Below are 24,786 nucleotides of genomic sequence, written 5' to 3' on the forward strand. Positions count from 1 at the left end.
TGCCGCCCACAAGCTTGGTGCCTAGAAAAGCCTCCGCCAAGCTCAACTGGCCCGTCTGCTTCACTGCCATCGCGATTCCCTCAGAGCGTCCACCTCAGAGAATCACAATCAGCGAATTACGCAACAGGCCCCTCAAGGGAGGAGATGACGCTCCTACTGCGCCGACGGCTCCTCGGCGTCGCCCTCGTCCGCGAACGGCGAGGCACTCGGCACGCACTGCACCGACCAGCCGGCCGGCGTCGGCTGCTTCTGGTATTCGGTGACGGCGGAGGTGCACTGTTCGCGGGTGTCGAAGGTGCTGGGCAGCACGACCATGCCGCCTTGCGGGCCGGCGATCACCAGATACCAGACCAACGCTACGCTCGGTGCCGCCATGAGTATTTCCTCGCTCTGCTTGTTTTGGGAGTCGGTGCGATCCTAGCAACTCCGGCCAAGCGGCGAAAGTTGGGCCGAAGCGCGGCGTTAAGCCACGGCATCACAGCCGCGTGATGTCAGGCCGCTTACTCCGGCTGCCGGTAGGCGACAAAGCGGTTGTGCTTGGCCTGGAAGATCAGCCCCGTCTCCCTGAGCGCAGGGCTGGCCAACGGCACGATACGCTTGGCGATCTCCGAAGGGTGCGGCAGAGTCTCCGGATCCTCGCCGGGTACCGCCTGCGCCCGCATGGCGGTGCGCGTTGCCCCGGGATCGGCGGCGTTGACCCTGAGCGGCAGGTTTTCGGTCTCATGCGCCCACGAACGCGTCATGGCCTCGACCGCCGCCTTCGACGCCGCATAAGGCGCCCAGAAGGCGCGTGCGGAGTGGGCCAGGCTGGAACTCAGTACGATAGCGCGGCCGGCATCGGAGAGTCTCAGCAGCGGGTCGACCGAGCGGATCAGCCGCCATGTTGCGGTGACGTTGATGGTCATCACCTTCTCGAAGGTCTTGGCCTCGACATGGCCGATCGGAGCGATGACGCCGAGCACGGCGGCGTTGGCGACCAGTATGTCGAGCTTGCCCCAGCGCTCGTGGATGGCGCCGCCCAGCCGGTCGATCCCCGCCATGTCGGCAAGTTCGAGCGGTACCAGCGTCGCCTGTCCGCCGCCTGCTTTGATCTGGTCGTCGAGTTCTTCCAGCCCTCCGACGGTGCGGGCAACCGCAATCACATGTGCGCCGGCGGCGGCAAGCTCCGTGGCGATGAAATAGCCGATACCGCGCGAGGCGCCGGTGACGACCGCAACGCGGCCGGAGAGATCGAGGGTCATGCTTGAACTTCCATGAGGTCGGCGTGAGGCACCCCCCTCTGCCCTGCCGGGCATCTCCCCCTCAAGGGGGGAGATTGGCCCTCATCAGACTCAGCGCCTGTTCTGCGACCGTCGCGATTGGCGAAAGTCGACAGTTCAGCCGATCTCCCCCCTTGAGGGGGAGATGCCCGGCAGGGCAGAGGGGGGTAACCTGGCGAAGACAAATGGCGATCCGGCAACCTTACGACCCGCCTGCCGCCAATAGCGACAGCGTGCGGACATTGTCGGAGCCTTCGAAATCGGCAAGCCGGGTCGGATACTGGCCGGTGAAACAGGCGTCGCAGAATTGCGGCTGTTCATTGTCGCGGCCGGCTTCGCCGACGGCCCGGTAGAGCCCGTCGATCGAGAGGAAGCCGAGCGAATCGACGCGGATGAACTCGGCCATCTCCTCCACCGACATGCGCGAGGCCAGCAACTTCGACTTTTCCGGTGTGTCGACGCCGTAAAAGCAGGAGGCGCGCGTCGGCGGCGAGGCGATGCGCATATGCACTTCCTTGGCGCCGGCATCGCGCACCATCTGCACGATCTTCTGGCTGGTGGTGCCGCGTACGATCGAATCGTCGACCAGCACCACACGCTTGCCTTCGATCATGCGGCGATTGGCGTTGTGCTTAAGCTTGACGCCCATGTGGCGGATCGAATCGCCGGGCTGGATGAAGGTGCGGCCGACATAGTGATTGCGGATGATGCCGAGCTCGAACGGGATGCCCGCGGCCTGCGAAAAGCCGATCGCCGCCGGTGTGCCCGAATCCGGCACCGGCACGACGATGTCGGCCTCGACCGGGCTCTCCAGTGCCAGCTCGGCGCCGATGCGCTTGCGTACCTCGTAGACATTGCGGCCTTCGACCGAAGAATCCGGCCGGGCGAAGTAGACATATTCGAAAATGCAGAAGCGGGTCTTCTGCGGCTCGAACGGGAACAGGCTCTCGATTCCCTTGCTGGTGACGACGACCATTTCGCCGGGCTTCAGGTCGCGCACGAAACGCGCCCCGATAATGTCGAGCGCACAGGTTTCGGAGGCGAGAATCCAGGCGCCGTCGAGATCGCCAAGCACCAGCGGCCGGATACCGAGCGGGTCGCGGCAGCCGATCATCTTCTTGGACGTCATTGCCACCAGCGAGAAGGCACCTTCGACCTGGCGCACCGCATCGATGAAGCGCGAATTGAGGTCGCGCTCCTTGCTGGTGGCGACCAGATGCAACAGTGTCTCGGTGTCGGAGGTGGAAGAGAAGATGGCGCCCTGCTTCTGCAGGGCGCGCTGAACGGTCATGGCGTTGGTGAGATTGCCGTTATGGGCGACGGCAAAGCCGCCATCGGCAAGTTCGGCGAAGAAAGGCTGGATGTTGCGCAAGCCAGCGCCACCGGTGGTGGCATAGCGTGTGTGGCCGATGGCACGGTTGCCTTGCAGGCTGTCGATGACACGCTGCTTGGTGAAGGTGTCGCCGATCAGGCCGACATGGCGTTCGACATGGAATTGGGTGCCGTCATAGGAAACGATGCCGGCCGCTTCCTGGCCTCGATGCTGCAACGCATGCAGGCCGAGCGTGACGATGGCTGCGGCGTCCTGCCGGCCGAAAATACCGAACACGCCGCATTCGTCGTGGAAATGGTCGTCGGCTTCGGCGGAAAGCACGTCGTCTGCGTCTGCCACTGAGGCTGCCATTGGGGGCTCAAGCTCCGCTAAAGTCGCCATATAAGGTCATAGCGCATCGAAAGCAACGCACGTCGTGCGACGTTCACATGATCGACAGTCTCGAGGCGAGCAAGTCTGCCGAAATCAGTTTGCCGGCGCCGGGTTTGCAGGTGCCGGCGTCGCCGGCGCATTGTCGGCCGGCGGAGCGTCGCTGTCATCGGGTGCCGGAGCAGTGGCGTCGTCGCCGGCGGCAGGTGCTTCCGCTGCAGGCGCGTCGGGGGCCAGAGGCGTCTCGGTGGCCGGCTGATTCGGATTGAGCTTGTTGAGGATGGCGTTTTCCGGGTCCTCGGGCAGCAGGCTTTCGAGCTTGGCACCGATCGATTCGAGCAGCGGCTTTGACTTGGCGTTGGCAATCCAGCCTGGAGCCTTGGCCCCGGCCAGCCAATTGAAAAACAGCAGCGCGACCGCGACCACCAGGATGCCGCGCGCCGCGCCATAGAGGAAGCCAAGTGTGCGATCGAGCGCGCCGATTCTGGAATCGATGATCCAGTCGGCGAGCTTCATGGTGATGACGGAAACGACGATCAGCGCGACAATGAAGACGATACCGGCCGCCGCCGCCATGGCTGCCTTTTCGTTGTCGATATAGGGCTGAATGTAAGGCAGCACCGGCTTGTAGAAGAAGAAGGCCGCCGCAGCGGCAGCTGCCCAGGAGATGATCGACAGGATCTCGCGCGAAAAGCCGCGAACCATGGCGAGCATCGCCGAGACCAGGGTGAAGCCGACGAGAATTCCGTCAAGCAGCGTAATCGGCATGTTTTTCGCCCCGCTCCGATCTCTTTTTCACGACTCGACGAGCCGCATCAATCTTGCTCATCGGCGCGGCTGCGCCGAGTGCCGGCTATGCGCGCCACGAGATCGGCAAGCTCGGTGGGCTGGAAAGCGCCGGCTCCGATCCCCCCGGCCCCATTACCACCAACAAGTTCCTCGCTGCCCAAGGGCAGAACCGCGCTTCCGAAACCCAGCTTTTCGGCTTCCTTGAGGCGCTGCTGCGCATGCGCAACCGGCCTCACCGCCCCCGAAAGGCTGATTTCGCCGAAATAGACGCAATCGGCGGGAAGGGCAAGACCGGTGAGCGAGGAAACCAGTGCCGCCGCCACCGCCAGGTCGGCCGCCGGCTCCGAAATGCGGTAGCCGCCGGCAACGTTGAGATAGACGTCGTGCGTGCCGAAGCGAACGCCGCAATGGGCTTCCAGAACCGCCAGGATCATCGACAGCCGGGCGCCGTCCCAGCCGACGACGGCGCGGCGTGGCGTGCCGAGCGTCGAAGGTGCTACCAGCGCCTGGATCTCGACCAGCACCGGCCGTGTGCCTTCCATGCCGGCGAAAACCGCGGCACCCGGCGACTTCGCGTGACGTTCACCGAGGAAAAGCTCGGACGGGTTGGCGACTTCCCGCAAGCCCTTGTCCGACATTTCGAAGACGCCGATCTCGTCGGTTGGCCCGAAGCGGTTCTTGACCGTTCGCAGGATGCGGTAGTGGTGGCCGCCTTCGCCCTCGAAATAGAGCACCGCGTCGACCATGTGCTCGACGACGCGTGGGCCGGCGATCTGGCCCTCCTTGGTGACATGGCCGACCAGAACGATCGCCGCCCCTGTGGATTTTGCATAGCGGATCATCGCTTGGGCGGCGGCACGCACCTGGGTCACCGTGCCGGGCGCTGAATCGGCCATGTCGGTCCATAGCGTCTGGATCGAATCGAGAATGACCAGGTCCGGCCGCTTGCCATCGGCAATGGTGGCGAGGATGTCCTCGACGTTGGTCTCGGCGGCGAGTTCGACCGGGGTGTCGGCGACGCCGAGCCGCTGGGCGCGCAGCCTGATCTGGGCGACCGCTTCTTCACCGGAGACGTAGACGATGCGGTGGCCCTTTGCCGCCAGTGCGGCTGCAGCCTGGGTGAGCAGCGTCGACTTGCCGATGCCGGGATCGCCGCCGACCAAAAGCGCCGATCCGCGCACGAAGCCGCCGCCGGTGGCGCGGTCGAGTTCGCCGATGCCGGAGACGATGCGCGGGGCGTCCTCGATGTCGCCGGAGAGGCTGGTCAGCACCACCGCGCGGCCCTTGCGGGCGTTGCGGGTGTTGGCCGGGCCGGAGCCGATGCCGCCCGACGTGCCTTCCTCGACCAGCGTGTTCCACTCGCCGCAGGCATCACATTTGCCGGCCCAACGCTGATGCACCGAACCGCAATTCTGACAGATGAACTGGATACGGGATTTGGCCATCAGCGTCGCGTCGCTTGCCAATTGCCGAGGCTCGTCGATCCTGCCCACCCCCCTCTGTCCTGCCGGACATCTCCCCCGCAAGGGGGGAGATTGGCTGTCATTGATGCTTTCGCCAATCGCCGATGCCGCAAGAAGAGAGCCGGCGACAAAACTGCCGATCTCCCCCCTTGCGGGGGAGATGGCCGGCAGGCCAGAGGGGGGTGTGACGGAACGCGACGGTTGGCCAACAAGCTACTCGAACCGATCCGGCAAATGATGCTCTTCCGCGAGGTCCGAGAAGCGGGTGAACTCGCCCTGGAAGGCGAGGCTGACCGATCCCGTTGGGCCGTGGCGCTGCTTGGCGACGATTACCTCGGCCTTGCCGCGCATCTCGTTCATCTCGTGTTCCCACTTGATGTATTCGTCGGTACCTGGCTTCGGCTCGCGGTTCTTCAGATAATATTCCTCGCGGTAGACGAACAGCACCACGTCGGCGTCTTGCTCGATGGAGCCCGATTCGCGCAGATCCGAAAGCTGCGGGCGCTTGTCGTCGCGGCTCTCGACCTGGCGCGACAGCTGCGACAGCGCGATGATCGGCACCGCCAGCTCCTTGGCCAGTGCCTTGAGCCCGGTGGTGATCTCGGTGATTTCCTGGACGCGGTTTTGCGATGATTTCGCGCTCGATCCCTGCATCAGCTGGATATAGTCGATGACGATGACGTCGAGGCCGCGCTGGCGCTTCAAGCGACGCGCGCGGGCGGACAGCTGAGCGATGGAAATACCGCCGGTCTGGTCGATGAACAGCGGGATTTTCTGCATGGTCTGCGAACAGGCGACGAGCTTTTCGAAATCCATCTCGCTGATCTCGCCGCGGCGGATTTTCGACGACGGGATTTCGGTCTGTTCGGAAATAATGCGGGTGGCGAGCTGTTCGGATGACATTTCGAGCGAAAAGAAGCCGACGACGCCGCCATTGGCCGCCTTGAACGAGCCGTCGGCCTGCTGCGCCGGGACATACGCCTCCGCGATATTGAAGGCGATGTTGGTGGCGAGCGAGGTTTTACCCATGCCGGGGCGGCCGGCAATGATGATCAAGTCGGACGACTGCAGGCCGCCCATGCGACGGTCGAGGTCGCGCAAGCCGGTGGCGACGCCCGACAAATGCCCGTCGCGCATATAGGCGGCATTGGCCATGTCGACCGCCGTCTTGACAGCGTCGGTGAAGCTCTCGAAGCCGCCGTCGTAGCGGCCGGTCTCGGCCAGTTCGAACAGCCGCCGCTCGGCGTCCTCGATCTGGTCGGAGGGCGACATGTCGACCGGCGCGTCATAGGCGATGTTGACCATGTCCTCGCCGACGGTGATCAGCGCGCGGCGCGTGGCCAGATCGTAGATGGCGCGGCCATAGTCGGTGGCGTTGACGACGGTGACGGCCTCGACCGCCAGCCGCACGACATATTGCGCCACCGTCATGTCGCCGACCTTCTCGTCGGCCGGCAGGAAGGTCTTCAGCGTGATCGGCGTCGCGATCTTGCCCATGCGGATGAGCTCGGCCGCGACCTCGAAGATCTTCCTGTGCAGCGGCTCGTAGAAATGGCCAGGCTTCAGAAAGTCGGAGACGCGGTAGAACGCATCGTTGTTGACCAGTATGGCGCCGAGCAGCGCCTGCTCGGCCTCGATGTTGTTCGGCGCCTCGCGATAGAGCGGTGTTTCCGCCACGCCGAATTTTCGTGCTGCCTCTGCCATGATGTCCCCGGTCCTGATCCCGGTCTCTCGATATCAGAACGAGACAAGTCGGTGATGACTTATCTGCATCAGTCCCCAACCAACCAACTTTGATGCCCGCGATTCACAGCCAAGATACTTCGGTGGAAAGAATCTCGATTGACTCGAATCAAGATGGCGAGCCTAACCGTTCTTGGGCGAGAACAAAACAGGAAAATAGCTGCCGATCATTCCGGCAAGGGGTCACCCCAGTCCAGTCGCCGCGCGGCCTTGAACGTCTCGCCGTCGCGCTTGGTGAACAGTCGCTCGGCAGCATGACCATCCTGTTGGCAAAGCTTCAGCAAGACCTTGCCGGAGCCCGATTTCGGCGGTGCGATCACCCGCGCGCGGGGCGGAGCGGCCGGATGACGGGAAGCGGCGACAAAGATGAACTTTTCGTCCTCCCACGGCACCTCGGCATCCTTGGCCAGACGGTGCAGGCGCGAGCGGGCGACGCGGCGGGCGAAATGGCACCAGTCGGGAGCGACAAGTGGGCAGGGCGCCTCATGCGGGCAGGGCGCGAGCACGTGCGCCCCCGCCTCGATCAGCTGCCGCCGCACGGCAAGGATGCGCTGCCAGCCGGCCGGCGTGCCTGGCTCGACGACCAGCAGCGTGTCGGCGGTCAGCTGCCAGAGCCGGTCGATTAGTTTTGCCAGCGATGCCGGCGCGATCTCATCCAGCACATAAGCCGAAGTCACCAGTTCGGCCGGCTCCAGATCGACCAGGTCGATGGTGACGTCGCCGGTCAGCCAGGCGGTCTTGGCATGGATTGCCTCGGCGGCAAGCGCCTCGCCGACCCGCCGCACCGCGGCACCGGCCTCGAGCAGCACTGCCTGTTCGAGATCGGGCCAGAGATCGATTGTGGCCCAAAGCACCGTGCCAGGGCCGGCGCCGACATCGAGCAAGGTCTTCGGAGCATAGTCGGGCCGAGACTCGCCCACCGCATCGAGGCTGGCACGGACGGCCGCATAGGTCGCCGGAAGCCGCGTTGCCAGATAGGCCTTAACCGCCATTTCTTCGGCCATGTGCAGGCGGCCATCGCGCAACTCGGCGCGGTAGCGGTCCGACAGCGTCTTGGCCGCTTGCTTGATCATCGGCAACGGCACCTGTTCGAGAAGGCGGTCGACGCCTTGTCTAAGCGGGGCGGGCAGTTCCATGGTCTACGCAGCCCGAGGTGCGAGCACGATGACCGAGGCGCCAATGATGCACATCGTGGCACCGGCAAGATCCCAACTGTCGGGGTGCACGCCTTCCGCCAACCATAGCCAGACCAGCGAGGCGGCAATGTAGATGCCGCCATAGGCGGCATAGGCCCGGCCCGCCGCACTGGCGTCGACAAGCGCCAGCAGCCACGCGAATAGCACCAGTGAGACGAGACCGGGCGCCAACCACAGCGGCGACTTATCCAGCCGCCACCACGCCCAGAACGAGAAGCAGCCGGCGATCTCGGCAAGTGCGGCGGCGACGTAGAGGAGGTAGGTCATGAAAAAAGGTCCCGCGTTGACGAGACCTTTTTCAGCGTGCCAGCCGGCAATGGCAAGCGGCAATGGCGCGATCGCCGGCAGTCTACTCCGGATCCGCCACCTTGCGGCGGCGAGTGGGCTTGGCGGCAGGAGCCTTTTCACGACGTCCAAGATCGCGCATCTCCAGCGCCTTCTCGCAACTGGCCATGTAGTCGCGCGTCACCGGCAGCGTGTCGTTCTTCTTGGCGATCTGGATCTGGAAGATCACCAGATCCTGCCATCGGAAGGCAGCTTCCGAGGCGGCAAGATAGAACTCCCACATGCGGCAGAAGCGCTCGTCATAGATCGCCTTGGCCTTGTCGCGGTTGGCGGCAAAGCGCTCGCCCCAATGCTTCAGCGTCTCGGCATAATGCAGCCGCAGAACCTCGATGTCGGTGACGACGAGCCCCGACTTTTCGATAGCCGGCATCACTTCGGAGAGCGACGGGATATAGCCGCCCGGGAAGATGTATTTGCGAATGAAGGCGCTGGTCGCCCACGGCACACCGGAACGGCCGATCGTGTGCAGCAGCATGACACCGTCCGGCTTCAGCAGCGTCGCCGACTTGTCGAAGAAGGTACGGAAATGATTGACGCCGACATGCTCGAACATGCCGACCGAGACGATGCGGTCGAAACGCTCATTGAGCTCGCGATAGTCCTTGAGGTCGAAATGCACCCGGTTTTGCAGGCCTTGCGCGTGCGCGCGGTCGGTGGCGACGGCGTGCTGCTCGGTCGACAGCGTCACGCCTTGCACGTCGACGTCGAACGCCTTGGCTAGATAGAGCCCAAGCCCGCCCCAGCCGGAGCCGATGTCGAGTACCGTCTGGCCCGCTTTCAGCCTGAGCTTGGCGGCGATATGGCGCTTCTTGGCCGCCTGGGCCTCATCGAGCGTCATGTCCGGCTGCTCGAAATAGGCGCAGGAATACTGCATGTCCTCATCGAGGAAGAGGTGATAGAGGTCGCCCGACAGATCGTAGTGGCGCTGCACGTTGCGGCGCGCCCGCGACGCCGTGTTGATCTGCTGCAGGCGCCGGAAGGCGTGGCGCAGACCCTCGATCGCCTTCGACCAGGTGGCATCGATGCCGCCGCTGCCCATGTTCTGGAACGCAATGCGCATCACCCCCAGCACGCCGCCCTCGATAATGTCGAGTTCACCGTCCATGTAGGCTTCCGGCACCGCCAGCATCGGATCGAAAGTGATGGCGCGCTCGGCATGCCTTGTCTTGATGTGCATGTGCACCGGCTCGCCGCTGCCGTCACCAAAAGTCACCATCGAGCCTTGCGGCCCTGTCACCTTGAGATTGCCTGTGCGGACCAGGCGGTCGAGAACGCGCTTAAGCAGAATATTCATGACCAATTGTCCCCTCTCGGCCAGACATGCTGTCCTATTCTGCATCAAGATATAGGGGTTCGAAAAGTTCCATTTGGCATAAAAATGCCCGGGTGCGAGGCCCGGGCATTGGTCCAGATAGGTATTAGCCGACGAATGCCGGCGAACAACGATCAGCCGTTGTCTTCGCCGCCCTCGAACTCCGCGTTCGGATCGAAGAAATTTTCCGGCCGCGCATTGTCGTTGATGTCTTCGCCGTAGATGGCTTCGGCGGTGGTCAGCGTTTCGCCCTTGGCCTGGCGTTCGGCTTCGTCGGCCGTGCGGGCAATGTTGAGCGTGATGGTGACCTCGACTTCCGGGTGCAGCGCGATCGCCACGTTGGTGACGCCGATGGTTTTGATCGGCTGATTGAGAAGGATCTGGTTGCGGTTCACCGAAAAACCTTCCGCCGTCAACAGCTCGGCGATGTCGCGCGTCGAGACCGAACCATAGAGCTGGCCGGTCTCGCCGGCCGAGCGCACGGCGATGAAGCTCTTGCCGTCGAGCTTTTCAGCAATCTGCGCGGCCTCGGACTTGCGCTCCAGGTTGCGGGCCTCGAGTTGGGCGCGCTGTCCTTCGAACTTCTTCTTGTTACCTTCGTTGGCGCGCAGCGCCTTGCCCTGCGGCAGCAGGAAATTGCGGGCGAACCCGTCCTTGACCTTGACGGTGTCGCCCATCTGGCCGAGCCGGGAAACGCGTTCGAGAAGAATGACTTCCATGGTTTTGTTCCTTCGCTTGGGCACCTATCCTCAGGATCGGCGCCGAATTGTCTGGAACAGGTCAGGAAGCTGGGGCGTCGCCGCCTGTGTCGCTGTCCTGCCTGTCGCGGCAGTTAGGATCTCTTGTCGAAATCCAACCCGGGATTTGGTGTTCGATCCAGCTACGCCCGTCGTGGCCGGTGAAAAAAGCGGGCGGCGAACCGCCCGCTGGCTAGACCATGATCCCGAAAACTGGAAACCGGTTTTCGGATAAGATCATGGTCAACTAATCAGTCTTAGCGGACCACGTAGGGCAGCAGGCCGAGGAAGCGGGCGCGCTTGATCGCCTTGGCGAGTTCGCGCTGCTTCTTCTGGCTGACGGCGGTGATGCGCGACGGCACGATCTTGCCGCGCTCGGAAATGTAGCGCTGCAGAAGCCGCACGTCCTTGTAGTCGATCTTCGGCGCGTTGGCGCCGGAGAACGGGCAAGTCTTGCGGCGACGGTGGAAGGGGCGCCGGGTTGGGATCTGGTTGATGTCGACCATTATTCTGCGGCTCCTTCAAAGCCTTCGCGCGGACGGCGCGGGCCACGATCGGCACCGCCATCGCCGAAGCTGCGCGGCGGACGATCAGCACGGTCACCGCGATCGCGGTCGCCGAATGAGCGCGGGCCACGATCGCCACGGTCGCGGTCGCCGAAGCCGCCGCGTTCCGAGCGCTCTTCGCGCTTCTGCATCATTGCCGACGGGCCTTCCTCATGCGCATCGACCTTGATGGTCAGGAAACGCAGCACGTCCTCGGACAGGCCCATCTGGCGCTCCATCTCATTGAGCGCGGCCGGCGGGCAGGTGATGTCCATGAGTGTATAATATGCCTTCCGGTTCTTGTTGACCCGGTAGGTGAGGGACTTCAGTCCCCAGTTCTCGACCCGGCCGACGGACCCGCCATTCGCGGTGAGGACGCCCTTGTACTGTTCGACAAGCGCATCGACCTGCTGCTGCGAGAGGTCCTGCCGGGCAAGAAACACATGTTCGTATAGAGCCATAGTGTTCGTGCCTTTCTTCGTTTCTCTCCCGGTTCCCGGCGGCAAAAGCCTCTGCAACTTCTCTGACCCGCAATCCTTGCGAAGACGGGGAAGAAAGGAGCATGACGAGACGGTCGAGAGCGGAGACACGGGAGGCGGAAGCGCTTCTGGCTCCACGCGAAGGTTCGAAAACCTCCGGCCCTCCGTTCAGCCCCCAGCAAGGACCGGCAGATTGCGGGCGTCTATACAGGAATTTGACCGCAAAGCAAGGCCAAACGACAGGCCAAACGGCTCGACTAGCGCCCTATCTTCCAGAGCACAACGGACCTCGATGGCAAGGTTTTACGGATTTCCTGAAACCGGACCTTAACCATCATGCGAAGTTCCAGCACCGGCGGGCGTGGCGGCAACCCGCCGTTCATCATGCGAATGCAAAACGAACAGTTCGCGCGCGGCCGCCAGCAAGGCGGTTTTGGGGATAAAAATGCTGTTCGATAAATTCTGCCGTTCGAAGAGCGGCAACTTTGCCCTGATGCTGGCGTTCGGGCTGCCTGCGGTTCTGACGGCCGTCGCCTTTGCCGTGGACGTGTCCACCTTGATGAGGGCCAAGGTCAGCTTGCAGAACGCGCTCGATGCCGCGAACCTTGCATCTTCGCATCTCGGCGACATCGAGGCTTCGCGCAAGGACGTCTTCGACCGCTACTTCCAGACCAATGTCGCCGGCCACAGCGAGTTGAGGAACGCCGAAGCGACGCTTACCGTCGAAAGGGGCCTCAATTACATCCAGACAAAGGCTGTCGCCGCGGCCGATGTCAACTTGAACTTCGCCTTCCTGTTCGGCAACGACAAGCGCATCACCGTCGATGCCGGCGCCGTCGAATCGACCAATCAGCTCGAAGTCGTGCTGGTGCTCGACAATACCGGGTCGATGGCCAGCAACGACCGCATCGGCGCATTGCGGACGGCGGCGACGGGCTTGATCGATATGCTCCAAGCCGCGAAGTCGCCGACGCGCAGCGTACGTGTCGCAGTGGTGCCGTTCGTCACCGCGGTCAATGTCAAGGGCGAGGACTACGATCCGGCCTGGATCGACATGGCCGGCAAATCGCCGAACAATGGCGCCAATTTCCCCTTGGTCGGCGGCAAGCGCGTCAACCATATGGACCTGTTCAAGCAATTGGGCGTCGAATGGAGAGGCTGCGTCGAGGCGCGGCCCGGAACCAACAATGTTTCCGACATTTCGCCCGACCAAAACAAACCGGACACCCTGTTCGTACCCTATTTCGCGCCGGACGATCCAGGTAACGCCAAAAATCCGAACAGCTCCTATGGCAATTCGGCGACCGGCTACAACAATTCCTATCTCGACGATACGGTTATCACCCTGCTTCCCGGCCTCACCGGCGACATCGCGAAGTACAGTGTTTCGACGATGAAGCTGATCAACGACAAGAAAGGCCCCCTGACCATCGGCCCAAACCGGGCCTGTCCGACGCCGATAGTGCCGCTGACCGACGATTTCGACAAATTGCGTAAGGCCGTCAGTGAGATGATCGAATGGAACGGCTCGGGGACCAATGTTTCGGAAGGGTTGTCATGGGGGATGCGGGTACTCTCGCCGGAACCGCCCTACAGTGACGGCGCGCCGTTCAGGGCGTCAGGCACGACCAAAACGGTGCTGCTGCTCACCGACGGCGAAAATGTTGTCTATGGCGCGAAGGATACGCCACAGAAGTCGGACTATGGTTCTTACGGGTTCCTGGCTTCGGGTCGGTTCGGATCCAGCGACCAGACCGCGGCCGCGCGCAATGTCGACGACTGGACAACCAATGTCTGCAACACGTTGAAGAAACAGGACGTGCAGATCTTCACAGTACTGCTGCAGGCCGACACCGCAGCCAACCGCAAGCTCTACGAGGCCTGCGCGTCGTCGCCGTCGGATTATTACCCGACCAACGACGTCACCCAGCTCGAAAGCGTGTTCCTGAAAATCGGAAGCTCGATTTCGCACCTGCACTTGACGAACTGAACGACGTCAGTCGCCCAACGGCCGTTCCGCCGCCGCTGCTCAACTCGTGTGCGCAGCCACTTTGCGTGTGGTTTCGGGGAAGAAATCGGGCGCCGCATGGCGCTTGCCGAACATCATGTCGTACTGCAGCAGACGGAAGTCGCGGATTGCCGGGTCGATCTCTTTCTGACGCGACCAATCGGGGGTGGCGTCGCCCGCCGGTGCCAACAGCAAATTGCGGTCGATGACGCGGTAGTGCTCCCGCAACTGGCCGAGGAAGCCGGTGTAATAGGGATGACTGATGCCGGCAGTCTTCAGGATATGATAGGGCAGGAAGGCTGGGCTGACGGCGCCGAGATCCTCGGCCGGGCCGCTGCGGTTTGACCAGACGATCAGCGGCGTCTGGTGGTGCAGCAGCATCAGGTCGGCCGCCTCCTTGCGCGGCGCGACATTGTCCTTCAGGAAACCGGTCTCGACGTAGACCGGCCCAAGCGGCGGCAGATGGTCGCCGAAGAAGGCGATGACCGTCGGCCGCTGGCGTTTCTTCGCCCATTCGATCAGCCGCTCGAGGCCACGGTCCGCGTCGGAAGAGCCTTCGGCGTAGCTCAACAGCGATTCACGTGCCCATTGGCTGATCGGCGCCTGCACCTTATGGGTCGGATTGTTATAGCGATAGGGCTCATACGGCCCGTGGTTCTGCAGGCTGACGGCGAAAAAGAAGACCGGCTCGGCGCTGGTATCGGCCTCGTGGATGATCTCGTCGGTCATCGCTGCGTCCGACGCGAGCGGTCCGCGTTTTTGCATGGGCGGCAACGTCTCCTCGGATTTGAAGTCGTTGAAGCCGAAATCGGCATAGACGGCTCCCCGGTTCCAGAACCAGTTGGTGCCGGGATGGATGGCGCGCGCCCGGTAGCCCTGACTTTTCAGGAAGGTCGCCAACGACGGGGTCGGTGTCCGCACATATTGCTGGTAGGGAATACTGCCCGCCGGCAGGAAGGCGTTGGAAAAGCCGGTCAGGGCCTCGAACTCGATGTTGGCCGTCATGCCGCCGAATTCGGGCGAGAACATGTAGCCCGTGCGCAGTGCCCGCACATTGGGGATAGGGTCGGGCGTGATGGTGACGCCGGGCAGCTTGGTCGGATCCCAGAAGGATTCGCTCATGACGACGATGATGTCGGGCTTCTCGGCGGGTACCGAGGCCGTCACCTGCGGTTTGCCGATCGCTTCGATCGCCTTGCCGGAATAGCCGGGCGGCGCCGAGACATGGGCCATCGGGACGTTCAGCGCGAATGCGAGCGCAAAACCGTTCGAGGCATAGTTTTCCTTCTGGTCCCACATGATCGGGATGATCTGCAGCCGGTCGCGCGTCCATGAGAAAGTGGCATAGTCCATGATGGAGACGAAGAAGGCGATCAGCGGCACTGTCAGCGTCAGTCGGGCAAGGCGGCCCTTGTGGCTGAGCGCCGGAACGCGGCGGCGCCATAGCCGCCAGCCATAGACGAGAAGCGACAGCCCGCCGACGACGCCGATCGCCAGGGCAATGGCGGTTCCCGGGCGATCGCGTACCAGGAGCGGCATCAGCGCCACGATCTGCCGAGAATAGAGGAAATCAGTCGGATAGAGCGGATCGCCGAGATAGAGCGACTTCTGGTGGCCGACGAACGCCAGCGACAACGTCAGCGGCGCGAGGATCATCAGGCTCTGATGGCTGCGGCCGAGCACGGCGTCGAGCCCTATGAGGATCAACGCAAAAATGATGATTGTGGTCCAGCCGGGTTTGAAGGGCTGCAGAAAGAAGTCGATGGTGCCGGCAAAGTTGCCGCGCACGATCAATTCGATAGCGAACACCAGGATGGCCGCGGCCAACAGGCTGATGAAGCCATAGCGGATGACAGGCCATTTGCGCCCTGGCAGATAGCCGGTGGCCGGATCGCCTTCGAGAAACTGTGGCGCGGCCTCGGCTGCGCTCTTCTTGGTCTTTGCCACTGCGATAGTTCCCCGGCCCGCAACAAAAGCGTCACTCGACTGTCATCGAACTGTCACGCAAAGCTAGCGCCTGTGGCGGAAATAAGAAGAGCCAGCAAACAAATCGTGAGCGGTTTTCATCATGAGTGATCGCCAAAAAGCCTGCCGAAACAGGCACTCGGCCGACGTTGCGCGGTCAAGGTTGGACTTGACTTGGCCGCACGCCTTGCGTCACAGGCAACGAGAACCAGCAGCTGGGAGCCGCCGATGGCCATCGCATTCACCTTTCCGGGGCAGGGCAGCCAGGCTGTCGGCATGGGCAAGGACCTTGCCGATACCTTTGTTGAATCGCGGCGGATCTTCGAGGAAGTCGATGATGCGCTCGGCGAAAATCTATCGAAGCTTATCTGGGAAGGCCCGGAAGAGACGCTGACGCTGACCGCCAATGCCCAGCCGGCGCTGATGGCGGTGTCGCTTGCCGCAATCCGGGCGTTGGAGGCGCGCGGCTTCTCCCTGAAAGGCAAGGTCACCTATGTCGCCGGCCACTCGCTTGGCGAATATTCGGCACTTGCGGCCGCCGGTTTCGTTTCGGTCGCCGACGCCGCCCGACTGTTGCGCATCCGGGGTAACGCCATGCAGGCGGCGGTACCGGCCGGCGAGGGCGCCATGGCGGCGATCATCGGGCTGGAACAAGCCGACGTCGAAGCCGCCTGCGCAGAGGCTGCCCAAGGCGCGGCCAAAGATCCCGCGCAAGCCTTGGTTTGCCAGATCGCCAATGATAATGGCGGCGGCCAGCTGGTAATCTCCGGCGCCAGGTCGGCGGTCGAACTGGCGGCGAAGCTATGCACGGAGAAGGGCGCCAAGCGGGCGCTCATGCTGCAGGTTTCGGCGCCCTTCCATTCGGCATTGATGAAGCCGGCGGCCGAGATCATGCTGGAGGCACTGGCCGCCGTGACGAAGAGTGCACCGGCCGTGCCGCTGGTCTCCAATGTTACGGTGACCCCGACGAGCGATCCCGACGAGATCGCCCGCCGCCTCGTCGAACAGGTGATCGGGCGCGTGCGCTGGCGCGAAACGGTGGAGTGGTTCGGCGCGAATGGCGTTGCGACGCTATATGAAGTAGGCGCCGGCAAGGTTCTGTCGGGGCTGGCGCGGCGCATTAACCGCGATATTGCCACCAGTGCAATCGGATCCGCGGCGGATGTCGAGGCGGCGCTGGCGGCGCTTGCATAATCAACTGGCGATTTGACCCCGCTCCGTGCGAAGGCTGTTCGCTCAGATCAGGAGACAAAAATGTTCGAATTGACCGGCCGCAAGGCGCTCGTCACCGGCGCATCGGGGGGCATCGGCGAGGCGATCGCCCGCGTGCTGCATGGCCAGGGCGCCATCGTCGGCCTGCACGGCACGCGTATCGAGAAACTGGAGGCGCTGGCCGCCGAACTGGGCGACCGGGTCAAGCTGTTTCCGGCCAATCTTTCCAATCGCGACGAGGTCAAGGCGCTTGGCCAGAAGGCGGAGGCCGATCTCGAAGGCGTCGACATCCTCGTCAACAATGCCGGCATCACGAAGGACGGGTTGTTCGTGCGCATGGCTGATGCCGACTGGGATAGCGTGATCGAGGTCAACTTGACCGCCGTGTTCCGGCTGACCCGCGAGCTTACCCATCCGATGATGCGGCGCCGGCATGGCCGCATCATCAATATCACTTCAGTGGTCGGCGTCACCGGCAATCCCGGCCAGGCCAATTATTGCGCCTCCAAAGCCGGTATGATCGGCTTTTCCAAATCGCTGGCGCAGGAGATCGCCACCCGCAATATCACCGTCAACTGCGTCGCCCCGGGCTTCATCGAATCGGCGATGACCGACAAGCTCAACGACAAGCAGAAAGAGGCGATCATGGCGGCGATCCCGACGCGGCGCATGGGCACGGGCGCCGAAGTCGCCTCTGCCGTCGCCTACCTCGCTTCCAATGAGGCAGCCTACGTCACCGGCCAGACCGTTCATGTCAATGGCGGCATGGCAATGATCTAACACTTGGGAAAACGCTTCATTCCGTCTTGGATGCACGGGATTTTTCGTGTAATGCCGCCCGCAACCCGGCGGTTCGGGCAAAAACCGGTCCTGTTCCGCTGCGTTTCCGGCAGGACCATCTTTCAGCTTGATTAGCGGCATTCTGCCCGCTAACGAAGACAGACAACCAAAAGACGAGGATGCCCAAATGAGTGACACCGCAGAGCGCGTCAAGAAGATTGTCATCGAGCACCTTGGCGTCGATGCCGACAAGGTGACGGAGCAGGCGAGCTTCATCGATGATCTGGGCGCGGACAGCCTCGACACGGTCGAACTTGTCATGGCGTTCGAAGAAGAGTTCGGCGTCGAAATCCCCGACGATGCGGCCGAGACCATCCTGACTGTTGGCGATGCGGTGAAATACATCGACAAGGCCTCCGCCTGACGCTATTTGCAGTCATCACCGGGGAGGACCTGCGATGAGGCGTGTCGTCGTCACGGGCCTTGGGCTGCTTTCGCCGTTCGGCATGGGCTTCGAGCACAGCTGGAAGGAGCTTCTGACCGGCCGCAGTGCAGCCAAGCGCATCACCGAATTCGAGGTGGAAGACCTTGCCTGCAAGGTCGCCCACGTCATTCCGCGCGGTGACGGCTCCAATGCCACTTTCAATCCTGAAGCCGTTCTCGAGCCGAAGGAGCTGCGCAAGATCGGCGACTTCATCCTGTACGGGATCGCGGCCGCCGACGAGGCACTCAAGGATTCCGGCTGGCAGCCGAAGACGCATGAGGAACAGTGCGCCACCGGCGTGCTGATCGGTTCTGGCATCGGCGGCATCGAAGGCATCGCCGAGAATGCGATGATCCTCAAGGAACGCGGTCCGCGCCGCATCAGCCCGTTCTTCATCCCCGGCCAAATCATCAACCTCGTGTCCGGTCAGGTCTCGATCCGGCATGGGCTGAAAGGCCCCAACCATGCCGTCGTCACCGCTTGCTCGACCGGTGCGCACGCCATCGGCGATGCCGCCCGGCTGATCATCTGGGGCGATGCCGACGTTATGGTCGCGGGCGGCGCCGAAGCGCCGGTGACGAGGCTTTCGATCGCTGGGTTCGCGGCTTGCCGCGCGCTCTCCACCGACCGCAACGACGCGCCGCAAACGGCCTCGCGCCCCTATGATCGCGATCGCGACGGTTTCGTCATGGGCGAGGGCGCCGGTGTTGTCGTGCTCGAGGAGCTCGAACACGCCAAGGCCCGCGGCGCCAAGATCTATGCCGAGGTCACCGGCTACGGCCTGACCGGTGACGCCTATCACATCACCGCGCCTGCCGAGGACGGCGACGGCGCTTTCCGTTGCATGACGGCGGCGCTGAACCGGGCGAAGCTGACGCCCGCCGATGTCGACTACATTAACGCCCACGGCACCTCGACCATGGCCGATACGATCGAACTCGGCGCCGTCGAGCGGCTGGTCGGCAACGCCGCCTCGAAGATATCGATGTCGTCGACCAAATCGTCGATTGGCCACCTGCTGGGCGCGGCGGGTGCTGCCGAGGCGATCTTTTCGATCCTCGCCATTCGCGACAACATCGCGCCGCCGACCATCAATCTCGACAATCCGGAGCGCGAAACGGCGATTGACCTTGTGCCGCACAAGCCGCGAGCCCGGCAGATCGACGTGGCGCTGTCCAACTCCTTCGGCTTCGGTGGCACCAACGCCTCGCTCGTCTTCCAGCGCTACAATGGCTGACCGCTCCGCCGGTTTGCGTCTGCCGTCAATTTTGCCATATTCGCCCCTACTCTGCCCGAGGGGATTCGTCGCAAGATCAATTGGTAGGGCGCTATGAACACAAATCCGGCCGATAACGGGGAATTCGGGCAACGGCCAGCGACCCCCGGCCCGATCGTGCCGAAGACGGCCAGCGAGGCGTTGCGGCCCGAGGCCGGCACGCCGCCGCCGAAGCGCTCGCGTGCCTCGCGCAGCCAGTTCGTCGTGTTCATGAACTTCGTCATCTCTTCGGTGATGCTGATGGTCCTGGCGGCAGGCGTTGCGCTGTATTTCGGCAAGCAGGAATTCAACGAGCCTGGCCCGTCGGCCAATGGCGACACTTTCCTGGTCAAGCCGAATAGCGGCGTCCAGGAGATCGCCGACCAGCTTGAGCGGCGAGGGCTGATCAGCGACGCCCGCATCTTCCGCCTTGGCGTACGCGCCTTCGGCAATGATTCCGCCCTGAAGGCTGGCGAATACGAGATCAAGCCGCAGGCCTCGATGCACGATATCATGGAACTGCTGAAGAGCGGCAAGTCGGTGATGTATTCGCTGACCATCCCCGAGGGGCTGACGGTCGAGCAGGCACTGCAACGGATCGCCGAGCAGGACGCACTGACCGGCGATATGCCGTCGACCACTCCACCCGAGGGCAGCCTCGCCACCGACACGCTGCGCTTCACCCGCGGCGCAACACGCCAACAGATGGTCGACAAGCTTCTGGCCGACCAGAAAAGGCTGGTCGACGAAGTCTGGCAGCGCCGAGCGCCGGATCTGCCGATCGCCAATATTGAGGATTTTGTCACCCTGGCCTCGATCGTCGAGAAGGAAACAGGCAAGGGCGATGAACGCTCGCGGGTAGCCGCCGTTTTCCTCAACCGGCTGGCCAAGGGTATGCGGCTGCAGTCGGACCCGACCATCATCTACGGCCTGTTCGGCGGCAAGGGCAAACCAATCGACCGCCCAATCTATCAGTCGGACATCCAGAAGCCGACGCCCTACAACACCTATCTGATCAACGGCTTGCCGCCGACGCCGATCGCCAATCCCGGCCGTGCGGCACTGGAGGCAGTCGCCAATCCGTCGAAGACCAGCGATCTTTACTTCGTCGCCGACGGCAGCGGCGGCCACGTCTTTGCCGCGACGCTCGATGAGCATAACGAGAATGTCGCTCGCTACCGGGCACTGCTGAAAAAGCAGGCGCAGGACGCCGCCAAGGCCGGGGCAACCAATACCGGAGCCGACACGCCGGCGGGAGCCATCGTTGACGATGCGGGGGCTACCGCCGCCCAGTAGGGCCAGACGCCATCAGGTCGGCCCTGTGCATGTCCGGGTGGATGTGCAAGGGCTGCTATGGCATTGAAATTCACATGGTCCTGTCCGGAGCAATCGTTCCGGCTTGAGGGGCATTCGGCAAGGGGACGCACGGCAACATGAACTTGCAGAGTATGACCGGTTTTGCGCGCAGTGTCGCCGAACACGAAGGCACTTCGATTGCCTGGGAAGCCAAGTCCGTCAACGGCAAGAGCGTCGAGGTCAGGCTGCGACTGCCGCAAGGTTTCGACCGGCTGGAGCCTGCCGTCAGGCAGACGGTGCAAAAGCGTTTTGGGCGCGGTAATTTCCAGATGACGCTGACCATTGGCCGCGCCGCCGGCGCGCAAGCGCAACCCGTGGTCAACGAGGCTTTCCTGAAGGATCTGGCGGGGTTAGCCAAGCGGCTGCAGGAGCAGTTCGGAGTAGCGCCTGCGGCGGCCGACGGACTGCTTGCGCTGCGCGGCGTGCTCGACATTCCCGAAGCCATCGAAACCGAAGAGGCGCGCAGTGCGCTCGATACCGCGATACTGTCGGCGCTGGAAGCAGCACTGGACGGGCTGCAGCAAGCGCGCCAAGGCGAAGGTGCCGCACTTCGTTCCCTGCTGTCCGGCCATATCGATGCCATCGAGGCGCTGACGCTGCGGGCCGAGGCCGATCCATCACGCGAGCCGGCCACGATCCGCGAAAGGCTTGCCGAGCAGATCCGGCTGTTGATGGACGCATCCGCCAATCTGGACGCCAGCCGGCTGCATATGGAAGCGGCGTTCCTGGCCACCAAGGCCGACATACGCGAGGAGATCGACCGGCTGAAGACGCACGTGACGTCGGGCCGGGCGCTGCTCGCCGGCGGTGGCGCCGTCGGCCGCAAGCTCGATTTCCTGGCGCAGGAATTCAACCGCGAATCGAATACGCTGTGTTCCAAGTCGAATGCTGCCGCGGTCACCGCCATCGGACTGGAACTGAAGGCGGTCGTCGACCAGTTTCGCGAACAGGTCCAGAATCTGGAATGATCCCGATGCCAAGCCACATGACTGCCAAGCCCCATGACCACTAGGGATGTGGGTTCCCGCATTCGGCGCCGCGGGCTGATGCTGGTGTTGTCGTCGCCCTCAGGCGCCGGCAAGTCGACGATCGCGCGCAACCTGCTGGAGAGCGATTCCAGCCTGGAATTGTCGGTCTCGGTCACCACGCGGCCACGCCGCGGCAGCGAGATCGAGGGTGTCCATTACCACTTCCGCACGATGCGCGAGTTCGAGCGGCTGCGCGATTCCGATGCGCTGCTCGAATGGGCGGAGGTGCACGGCAATTGCTACGCGACGCCGCGCGAGCCGGCCGAACAGGCGCTGGCAGAAGGCCGCGACATGCTGTTTGACATCGATTGGCAAGGCGCTCAGCAGCTCAAGGAGAAGATGCGCGCCGACATCGTCTCGATCTTCATCCTGCCGCCGTCGATGAAGGAATTGAAGGCGCGGCTGAAGCGTCGCGCGGAGGACCAGGAAGCGGTAATCGAGACGCGGCTCAAGAACGCCCGTAATGAGATCGAGCACTGGAAGGAATATGATTTCGTCATCGTCAACGACGATCTTGACCGCGCTTTCGCCGAGGTGCGCGGCATCGTCACGGCCGAACGGCTCAGACGCGATCGCCGGCCGGGCCTGTTCGATTTCGTCTCGGGGCTGCTCGATGAGAAGACGAATTGAGCACCTTTATCGTAAGCGTCCGGCCTGAGGCGTCTTTCGGGATGTGGGAGCACACGAAGATAGTGTCCACTTGTCGGGATAACGGACATTTGCCGATGTTGGTTGACGAGAGAGACGCCCTCGTACCAGCGATCAACGTCGGCATGAAACGCGATAGAGAGTTGGCATGCCGATTGAATTATGGGCTTTTGACACACCGAATGGCCGAAAGATCAGCGTCGCGCTCGAGGAGATGGGGCTGCCCTACACGGTGAAGGTGGTCGACATCACGAAGGGCGAACAGCATGCCTCTGGGTTTCTGCGCATTAGCCCCAACAATCGCATCCCCGCCATCGTCGATCCCGCCGGACCGGACGGTAGACCGATCAGCGTGTTCGAGTCGGGTGCCATCCTAATTTACCTAGGCCAGAAGACCGGCCACTTTTGGCCGTCCAGACTCAGCGCGCAAGTCCCTGTGTTGGAATGGCTAATGTGGCAGGTGGGTGGTTTCGGTCCGATGCCGGGCCAGGTGCACCACTTTCTTGGCGTGACCGACGACCAGGACCGCCGCTACGGACTGGCACGCTATAGCGCAGAGACCCGACGCCTGTACGGAGTCGCCGATCGGAGGCTGGCGGAGGTCGAGTATTTCTCGGGCGAGCTGTCGATCGCCGATTTTGCTATTCTCGGCTGGGCATGGCGGCACGAGCGGCATCAAGTCGATCTTGCCGAATTTCCGAATGTTGAGCGCTGGTATGGGACTATGATGGCACGGCCGGGGGTTCAACGCGGCTTTGCGGTATCGCTCTCCTGATGGAACGACACGAAGCTCGACGCTTCCGTGAATTCGCTCCCGTCTTCGACAATATTTTCGTCATATTGCGGCAGGTCGTCTGTAATGGTGAACCAAGGTGCCTTGGAGCCGACGAAAATGTGCGCGCTTGGGCGAATGTTTGGGTCGTCGACGAGGGTCCCCATAGCGATGTGGGCGAACGCGCCGTCACGAACAACCGCAAAAAGGAACGACCCGCATAGCTTGCATCGCTCGTCATGCCAGCTATTGCCGTCGACGATCTGGATTTTGTCCTCCCCACTCGTGATGCGCAATTTGACACGCTCTATGCCTGCGAGTGGCTTGAACGCTGCGCCGGTTGCGCGACGGCAGATCGAGCAATGGCAATTCACGGCAAATATGAACTCGTCCGTCACCTTATAGGTGACTGCACCGCACTGGCATGATCCACCTAGCGTGCGGGTGTTGGTCGGCTCCTGCAGCGTCACGACTGGCATTCCTCTGTGCGATCGAAGTTTACCAGATAGCACACTTTTATCGGACTTCAGGCGGGTAGTCGGGGCGACGCTTTGTCTGGGCGGGTGTCAAGTGTTCAATGATCTGTACAATGTCGGTCCGTCCGATCTGCGGATAGTGCTCTCGCATCCCCGTGACCTCTTGGGGCCATTCCGATTCTCTCCAAGGAACGCTGCCGCCTCGGACAGGCGCAGATCGGTGCAGCGCGTGACCCACACAATCGCGATCCTGCTGGCATCGCCGTCACAAACATAGCGCATATAGCCCGGCAAAATCGATATTTCGCGCCAGCGTATGGTGGATATTTTCTCGCCTGCCTCGATAAGTGGGAAAAGCCGAGCGACCACTCCAAGTTCCTGCATCACAGCCTCACACCGCATTCGTCAGCCGCACGAATTCCTCGACGCTGAGCGTCTCCGCACGCCTGGTCGGATCGATGCCGGCGCGGGTGAGCAGCGCCTCGCCGCCAAGGCTTTTCACGCTCTGCCGCAGCATTTTCCGGCGCTGGCCGAACGCCGCTTCGGTGACGCGGCTGAGCCGTTTCACCTCTGCCGGCAAGGGGCTGGCGCGTGGCACCAGATGCACAACCGAGGACGTCACCTTGGGTGGCGGCGTGAACGCCTGCGGCGGCACGTCGAAGGCAATCCTCGCCTCCGTCCGCCAGCCTGCCAGCACGCCGAGCCGGCCATAGGCCTCGCTGCCGGGGCTGGCTGCAATGCGTTCGGCGACCTCGCGCTGGAACATCAGCGTCATCGATGTGTAGAAAGGCGGCCACTCGGTCACGGTCAGCCAACGGATCAGCAATTCGGTGCCGATATTGTAAGGCAGGTTGGCGACGATTTTCGCCGGCCCGTCACTTCCCGGCGCTCCTTTGGCAAGCGCTGCAAAATCAGTTTTCAGCGCATCGCCGGCCACGATCTCAAGCCGACCCGGATAGTGGTTCGCGATCTCGGCCAAGGCCGCCAGGCAGCGCTCGTCGCGCTCGATCGCGACGACCCGCCGGGCGCCGTTGAGGAGCAGGGCCCTAGTCAGCCCGCCCGGACCGGGACCGACCTCGATAACCGTAACGTCGCTCAGGTCGCCGGCGGTCCGCGCAATCTTGCTTGTCAGGTTAAGGTCGAGCAGAAAATTCTGGCCGAGCGCCTTTTTCGCCTGCAGCCCATGGCGCTCGATCACCTCACGCAGCGGCGGCAGCCCGTCTATGCTCATC

General features: G+C 62.9%; 24 protein-coding genes. 9 read left to right on the top strand and 15 right to left on the bottom strand.

Features of this window, described 5'->3' with window-relative positions:
* Positions 1-153: 153 nt before the first annotated feature.
* From NKH01_RS14150 to rpsF, 12 genes are all read right to left on the bottom strand, one after another.
* Positions 154-375, bottom strand: coding sequence for a hypothetical protein (locus NKH01_RS14150; RefSeq protein WP_023719840.1), 222 nt, complete (start codon positions 373-375; stop codon positions 154-156).
* Between the two features lie 125 nt (positions 376-500).
* Positions 501-1,241, bottom strand: coding sequence for an SDR family NAD(P)-dependent oxidoreductase (locus tag NKH01_RS14155; protein WP_353020658.1), 741 nt, complete (start codon positions 1,239-1,241; stop codon positions 501-503).
* Positions 1,242-1,461: 220 nt separating this feature from the next.
* Positions 1,462-2,943 (bottom strand): amidophosphoribosyltransferase, encoded by a 1,482-nt coding sequence (purF, locus tag NKH01_RS14160; protein ID WP_036244955.1) that lies wholly within the window; start codon positions 2,941-2,943, stop codon positions 1,462-1,464.
* 114 nt (positions 2,944-3,057) lie between these two features.
* Complete coding sequence (locus NKH01_RS14165; RefSeq protein ID WP_254820238.1) at positions 3,058-3,729, bottom strand: CvpA family protein; 672 nt, start codon at positions 3,727-3,729, stop codon at positions 3,058-3,060.
* 47 nt (positions 3,730-3,776) lie between these two features.
* The gene (gene radA / locus NKH01_RS14170) at positions 3,777-5,195 is read right to left on the bottom strand and encodes a DNA repair protein RadA (protein WP_352895346.1); all 1,419 of its coding nucleotides are present in this window, start codon (positions 5,193-5,195) and stop codon (positions 3,777-3,779) included.
* A 231-nt stretch (positions 5,196-5,426) separates the two neighbouring features.
* Positions 5,427-6,917, bottom strand: coding sequence for a replicative DNA helicase (locus tag NKH01_RS14175; RefSeq protein WP_023677714.1), 1,491 nt, complete (start codon positions 6,915-6,917; stop codon positions 5,427-5,429).
* A gap of 206 nt (positions 6,918-7,123) precedes the next feature.
* Entirely contained in the window at positions 7,124-8,092 is a 969-nt protein-coding gene (locus NKH01_RS14180) for a small ribosomal subunit Rsm22 family protein (protein WP_353020660.1), read from the bottom strand.
* 3 nt (positions 8,093-8,095) lie between these two features.
* Entirely contained in the window at positions 8,096-8,419 is a 324-nt protein-coding gene (locus tag NKH01_RS14185; RefSeq protein WP_352856663.1) for a YnfA family protein, read from the bottom strand.
* Between the two features lie 82 nt (positions 8,420-8,501).
* A complete protein-coding gene (locus tag NKH01_RS14190; RefSeq protein ID WP_353020663.1) occupies positions 8,502-9,791 on the bottom strand; it encodes a cyclopropane fatty acid synthase in 1,290 nt (429 codons plus the stop codon).
* Positions 9,792-9,943: 152 nt separating this feature from the next.
* Positions 9,944-10,528 carry a 50S ribosomal protein L9 gene (gene rplI, locus NKH01_RS14195; RefSeq protein WP_023719831.1) on the bottom strand — a complete coding sequence of 195 codons (585 nt, stop codon included), beginning with the start codon at positions 10,526-10,528 and terminating at the stop codon, positions 9,944-9,946.
* Between the two features lie 275 nt (positions 10,529-10,803).
* Positions 10,804-11,052 (bottom strand): 30S ribosomal protein S18, encoded by a 249-nt coding sequence (rpsR, locus tag NKH01_RS14200; protein ID WP_006203718.1) that lies wholly within the window; start codon positions 11,050-11,052, stop codon positions 10,804-10,806.
* On the bottom strand, positions 11,052-11,552 hold the full coding sequence (rpsF, locus tag NKH01_RS14205; protein WP_023719830.1) for a 30S ribosomal protein S6: 501 nt from the start codon (positions 11,550-11,552) through the stop codon (positions 11,052-11,054). Before rpsF ends, rpsR begins: the two co-directional genes overlap by 1 nt.
* Positions 11,553-12,015: 463 nt before the next feature.
* Here rpsF and NKH01_RS14210 point away from each other — a divergent pair, with 463 nt between their 5' ends.
* On the top strand, positions 12,016-13,560 hold the full coding sequence (locus tag NKH01_RS14210; protein ID WP_353020666.1) for a pilus assembly protein TadG-related protein: 1,545 nt from the start codon (positions 12,016-12,018) through the stop codon (positions 13,558-13,560).
* Between the two features lie 39 nt (positions 13,561-13,599).
* Here NKH01_RS14210 and NKH01_RS14215 read toward each other — a convergent pair whose 3' ends face one another.
* Positions 13,600-15,525: an LTA synthase family protein gene (locus NKH01_RS14215; RefSeq protein WP_353000627.1), complete on the bottom strand. Its 1,926-nt coding sequence runs from the start codon at positions 15,523-15,525 to the stop codon at positions 13,600-13,602.
* Between the two features lie 246 nt (positions 15,526-15,771).
* Here NKH01_RS14215 and fabD point away from each other — a divergent pair, with 246 nt between their 5' ends.
* The 8 genes from fabD (at position 15,772) to NKH01_RS14255 (ending at position 23,081) form a co-directional block, all read left to right on the top strand.
* Positions 15,772-16,737: an ACP S-malonyltransferase gene (fabD, locus tag NKH01_RS14220; protein WP_353020667.1), complete on the top strand. Its 966-nt coding sequence runs from the start codon at positions 15,772-15,774 to the stop codon at positions 16,735-16,737.
* 60 nt (positions 16,738-16,797) lie between these two features.
* Entirely contained in the window at positions 16,798-17,535 is a 738-nt protein-coding gene (fabG, locus tag NKH01_RS14225; protein WP_023719826.1) for a 3-oxoacyl-[acyl-carrier-protein] reductase, read from the top strand.
* Positions 17,536-17,722: 187 nt separating this feature from the next.
* Positions 17,723-17,959, top strand: coding sequence for an acyl carrier protein (locus tag NKH01_RS14230; RefSeq protein WP_006203723.1), 237 nt, complete (start codon positions 17,723-17,725; stop codon positions 17,957-17,959).
* A gap of 34 nt (positions 17,960-17,993) precedes the next feature.
* Positions 17,994-19,256, top strand: coding sequence for a beta-ketoacyl-ACP synthase II (gene fabF / locus NKH01_RS14235; RefSeq protein WP_352494871.1), 1,263 nt, complete (start codon positions 17,994-17,996; stop codon positions 19,254-19,256).
* Between the two features lie 93 nt (positions 19,257-19,349).
* On the top strand, positions 19,350-20,570 hold the full coding sequence (gene mltG, locus NKH01_RS14240) for an endolytic transglycosylase MltG (protein ID WP_353020668.1): 1,221 nt from the start codon (positions 19,350-19,352) through the stop codon (positions 20,568-20,570).
* 137 nt (positions 20,571-20,707) lie between these two features.
* Positions 20,708-21,598: a YicC/YloC family endoribonuclease gene (locus tag NKH01_RS14245; protein WP_353020671.1), complete on the top strand. Its 891-nt coding sequence runs from the start codon at positions 20,708-20,710 to the stop codon at positions 21,596-21,598.
* A gap of 33 nt (positions 21,599-21,631) precedes the next feature.
* On the top strand, positions 21,632-22,288 hold the full coding sequence (gene gmk, locus NKH01_RS14250; RefSeq protein WP_353020674.1) for a guanylate kinase: 657 nt from the start codon (positions 21,632-21,634) through the stop codon (positions 22,286-22,288).
* Between the two features lie 166 nt (positions 22,289-22,454).
* Complete coding sequence (locus tag NKH01_RS14255; RefSeq protein WP_353020675.1) at positions 22,455-23,081, top strand: glutathione S-transferase family protein; 627 nt, start codon at positions 22,455-22,457, stop codon at positions 23,079-23,081.
* On the opposite strand, the gene NKH01_RS14260 is transcribed toward NKH01_RS14255, so the two are convergent.
* Entirely contained in the window at positions 23,051-23,548 is a 498-nt protein-coding gene (locus NKH01_RS14260; protein ID WP_353020677.1) for a GFA family protein, read from the bottom strand. The two genes, NKH01_RS14255 and NKH01_RS14260, sit on opposite strands and share 31 nt — an antisense overlap.
* A 397-nt stretch (positions 23,549-23,945) precedes the next feature.
* On the bottom strand, positions 23,946-24,785 hold the full coding sequence (rsmA, locus tag NKH01_RS14265) for a 16S rRNA (adenine(1518)-N(6)/adenine(1519)-N(6))-dimethyltransferase RsmA (RefSeq protein WP_353020679.1): 840 nt from the start codon (positions 24,783-24,785) through the stop codon (positions 23,946-23,948).
* Position 24,786 lies beyond the last annotated feature (1 nt).

Source organism: Mesorhizobium sp. M1403 (assembly GCF_040317695.1).
Taxonomy (GTDB): domain Bacteria; phylum Pseudomonadota; class Alphaproteobacteria; order Rhizobiales; family Rhizobiaceae; genus Mesorhizobium.

What these genes read in the sequence shown, in the direction of transcription:
- rsmA (WP_353020679.1), bottom strand. Translation starts at nt 24,785, where the DNA reads ATGAGCATAGACGGGCTGCCGCCGCTGCGTGAGGTGATCGAGCGCCAT.
- NKH01_RS14185 (WP_352856663.1), bottom strand. Translation starts at nt 8,419, where the DNA reads ATGACCTACCTCCTCTACGTCGCCGCCGCACTTGCCGAGATCGCCGGC.
- mltG (WP_353020668.1), top strand. Translation starts at nt 19,350, where the DNA reads ATGAACACAAATCCGGCCGATAACGGGGAATTCGGGCAACGGCCAGCG.
- NKH01_RS14175 (WP_023677714.1), bottom strand. Translation starts at nt 6,917, where the DNA reads ATGGCAGAGGCAGCACGAAAATTCGGCGTGGCGGAAACACCGCTCTAT.
- NKH01_RS14165 (WP_254820238.1), bottom strand. Translation starts at nt 3,729, where the DNA reads ATGCCGATTACGCTGCTTGACGGAATTCTCGTCGGCTTCACCCTGGTC.
- NKH01_RS14245 (WP_353020671.1), top strand. Translation starts at nt 20,708, where the DNA reads ATGAACTTGCAGAGTATGACCGGTTTTGCGCGCAGTGTCGCCGAACAC.
- fabG (WP_023719826.1), top strand. Translation starts at nt 16,798, where the DNA reads ATGTTCGAATTGACCGGCCGCAAGGCGCTCGTCACCGGCGCATCGGGG.
- radA (WP_352895346.1), bottom strand. Translation starts at nt 5,195, where the DNA reads ATGGCCAAATCCCGTATCCAGTTCATCTGTCAGAATTGCGGTTCGGTG.
- rplI (WP_023719831.1), bottom strand. Translation starts at nt 10,528, where the DNA reads ATGGAAGTCATTCTTCTCGAACGCGTTTCCCGGCTCGGCCAGATGGGC.
- purF (WP_036244955.1), bottom strand. Translation starts at nt 2,943, where the DNA reads ATGGCAGCCTCAGTGGCAGACGCAGACGACGTGCTTTCCGCCGAAGCC.
- NKH01_RS14190 (WP_353020663.1), bottom strand. Translation starts at nt 9,791, where the DNA reads ATGAATATTCTGCTTAAGCGCGTTCTCGACCGCCTGGTCCGCACAGGC.
- NKH01_RS14180 (WP_353020660.1), bottom strand. Translation starts at nt 8,092, where the DNA reads ATGGAACTGCCCGCCCCGCTTAGACAAGGCGTCGACCGCCTTCTCGAA.
- NKH01_RS14255 (WP_353020675.1), top strand. Translation starts at nt 22,455, where the DNA reads ATGCCGATTGAATTATGGGCTTTTGACACACCGAATGGCCGAAAGATC.
- NKH01_RS14150 (WP_023719840.1), bottom strand. Translation starts at nt 375, where the DNA reads ATGGCGGCACCGAGCGTAGCGTTGGTCTGGTATCTGGTGATCGCCGGC.
- NKH01_RS14210 (WP_353020666.1), top strand. Translation starts at nt 12,016, where the DNA reads ATGCTGTTCGATAAATTCTGCCGTTCGAAGAGCGGCAACTTTGCCCTG.
- NKH01_RS14230 (WP_006203723.1), top strand. Translation starts at nt 17,723, where the DNA reads ATGAGTGACACCGCAGAGCGCGTCAAGAAGATTGTCATCGAGCACCTT.
- rpsR (WP_006203718.1), bottom strand. Translation starts at nt 11,052, where the DNA reads ATGGTCGACATCAACCAGATCCCAACCCGGCGCCCCTTCCACCGTCGC.
- fabD (WP_353020667.1), top strand. Translation starts at nt 15,772, where the DNA reads ATGGCCATCGCATTCACCTTTCCGGGGCAGGGCAGCCAGGCTGTCGGC.
- NKH01_RS14155 (WP_353020658.1), bottom strand. Translation starts at nt 1,241, where the DNA reads ATGACCCTCGATCTCTCCGGCCGCGTTGCGGTCGTCACCGGCGCCTCG.
- fabF (WP_352494871.1), top strand. Translation starts at nt 17,994, where the DNA reads ATGAGGCGTGTCGTCGTCACGGGCCTTGGGCTGCTTTCGCCGTTCGGC.
- rpsF (WP_023719830.1), bottom strand. Translation starts at nt 11,552, where the DNA reads ATGGCTCTATACGAACATGTGTTTCTTGCCCGGCAGGACCTCTCGCAG.
- gmk (WP_353020674.1), top strand. Translation starts at nt 21,632, where the DNA reads ATGACCACTAGGGATGTGGGTTCCCGCATTCGGCGCCGCGGGCTGATG.